At 42.8% G+C, this 2,729-nt stretch carries 3 protein-coding genes; all 3 read left to right on the top strand.

Going from position 1 to position 2,729, the window contains the following annotated elements:
- Positions 1-426: transposase (locus AB7U36_RS21975; RefSeq protein WP_428161736.1), on the top strand; the 426-nt coding region annotated here is incomplete at its 5' end.
- A 561-nt stretch (positions 427-987) separates the two neighbouring features.
- Positions 988-2,220 carry a methyltransferase domain-containing protein gene (locus AB7U36_RS21980; RefSeq protein WP_428161737.1) on the top strand — a complete coding sequence of 411 codons (1,233 nt, stop codon included), beginning with the start codon at positions 988-990 and terminating at the stop codon, positions 2,218-2,220.
- An 11-nt stretch (positions 2,221-2,231) separates the two neighbouring features.
- Positions 2,232-2,729 (top strand): hypothetical protein (locus AB7U36_RS21985; RefSeq protein WP_428161738.1); only part of this gene is annotated, 498 nt, incomplete at its 3' end.

Raw genomic sequence — 2,729 nt, forward strand, 5'->3', positions numbered from 1 at the left:
ATCAGTCTTTCTGGTGTAATTTCGTCCTTCACCCTGACCGCTGCCAACGCCGAGGAACGGGATGCCTTGTGGGAAATGCTTTGCGGCATCCGGGGACTTGTCATTGGGGATAAAGGTTATATAAGCGACTTTCTACATAACGAATTGCTTTTGTACGGCATTGATCTGCAGACACCTTTTCGTTCGAATATGAAAGATGACCGTCCTCCAGAATCCGTCCGAATTATGACATCGGTTCGCAGAGAAGTCGAAACAGTAATCGGACAACTTTGCGAACGCTTTAATATTGAGAAAGTGCGTGCAAGGGATTTGTGGCATCTGACAAGCAGGACGGTTCGAAAAATACTGTCTCATACTGTTGCAGTCTTTATCAATTGTCTTTACGGTCGGAAAAATTTACAATTTGACGGCCTTGTAGATACATAAAGTTGCACATCACGTTAATATCTTAACGAACACCTAAAAATTTTGTCGAGTACAAGACGGATGCAGATTTTAACCGATTGAATACATTGAGTATTTCGAGGATTAAAAGTTGCTACCAACGAAGTTATCGGAAAACTTTATGGTTTTCGGTCGAGTACGACACAAGTTATTTTCATTGATGAGTCTCAATATGCCCACAGAAAAGCAAAATAATTTGTAATTTATAGCTGTTCTGGATTAATATGACAATTTGTGTAATGGAAAACCAAATTTGATGGCATCGTAAAAAGTGTCCGCCATTACGTTATGACGCCTGACCAAACGCTTGATTTACTATATATACCTTCGCCCGTGGTTAGACACCATACCTTGTAGGTGAATTTTTTACTTAGCCATCAGCTGGCAGTTGGGCTTTTTAAGGGCTCGCTAAATTTAAACATTTTCAAGATTCTTAATTTAGGAAAAAAGTGTTTATTAAAAAACGCTGGTATTTCAAACGACTTAAGACCTGCTATTGATTGTTGATACTTTGCACCCTACAAACGAACCGAGCATAAAAAAATGACAAAAAAAAAAACAATTCAAAAACTTACATATGAGCTCAATCAACTTGATGAGGATCAGGCTTTTTTAAAACAAGCATATCAATTAATTTTAGGCAGGCAGGCCAGTGACGAAGAACTACAATTTTTGCAATACCAGCTGGAAACCGGGATTACCAGAAAAATCATTATTACGAATCTGCTGCTTTCCCCCGAACATGCGCAACTCAATAACAAAGGCGTACACCTTCCCTGGCTGAAAAAAAAGAAACTGCTTATATGGAAAAAGTGGCAGGCCCTGTTATCCAGGATAAAGGCGATACAAACTTTGTCCCAGGCAACCGCGTTGCAAAACCAATCCTTTGACAGGCTGGTTTTCAACCATAATAAAGATATTGCCGCTCTTAGAAAGGAGCTGTCCACTCTTAACCGCCAGATAGAAGAGATCAAGTCCGATATTTTTTTTTTCCTGAACCAGGAAGCCCAGGCGCAGCAGCGCAGACTTGATCAATTCTTTTTTGATGTCAGGCAGGAGTTAAGGGTATCAAAAGATACTGCCGCACTCGATAAAATAGATGTCATGTCCCGACACTCAATAGATACCTATTATATTTCCCTGGAACAAGCCTACAGGGGAAGCCGGGATGAAATACTACATCGATACAAAGCCACGGTTGACTTGGTGAAGCCTCTTTTTGCACAAGAAAAAGCGATGCAGGCTGCAGATTTAGGCTGCGGCAGGGGGGAATGGCTGCAAATCATATCCGTTTATTGTGCAAAGGTCACCGGAATAGACATGAACAGCGCGATGGTAAGCCAATGTCTCAGTCATGGATTAAACGCCGAGCAAGGCGATTTGCTGAAATGGCTGCAACAACAACCCGACCGCAGCCTTGACCTGATCACAGCCTTTCATGTCATCGAGCATCTGCCCTTTGAAAAGTTCAATATGCTGATACATGAAATTTACCGGGTACTCACCCATGGCGGATCTGTTATATTGGAAACCCCCAATCCTGAAAATATCCATGTGGCCACCCATATGTTTTACAGAGACCCCACCCATAAGACTCCGGTCCCCAAGGAATTGAGCACCCACCTTCTTAAGTTCCACGGGTTCAAGGAAATAAAGGTTCACCTCGTCCACCCCTTTGAGGAGACCATGCGCGTTCCGGAGGACAGTGAAGTGGCAAAGCGTTTCAATTCGATGGTTTACGGTGCCGCTGACTATATGGTAACAGGAACAAAGTAGCCGGCAAAAAAATGACCTTTGCCATTCATCAATATACATCGGCCATCACCAAGGCAGACGGAATAAGCAACAGCCTTTTTTTCATCAAAAAAATGCTGACTGCCCTGGGGTATGAATCTGAAATTTACGCCGATAACATAAATCCGGAATTAAAGAATCTTGTCCGCCCAAGGCACACCTATCAAGAAAACCGCAACAATATTCTGTTAATCCACCATGCTGTGGCCCAGGCGGAACCTGTATGGTTTATCAATCTACCTGACCGCTTGGTAATGGTTTACCATAACATTACCCCGACCCATTATTTTGAAACCGGAACAGCCCACAGCAATGCAACGAAACAAGGCAGGGAACAGTTAGCCGGCTGGCAGGATCTGTTTGACGGCATCATCGCCGATTCAGAATATAATGCCCAGGAGTTAAACGCCCTGGGGTATGAGAATGTACATGTCATCCCTTTATTAATTGATTTTGAAAACATAAAAAAAACCACTGAGTCCCGGCAGATC

The organism is Desulfobacter sp. (assembly GCF_050177295.1).

Excerpts from the sequence above, each read along its gene's own strand:
- AB7U36_RS21980 (WP_428161737.1), top strand. The coding sequence starts at position 988 with ATGACAAAAAAAAAAACAATTCAAAAACTTACATATGAGCTCAATCAA.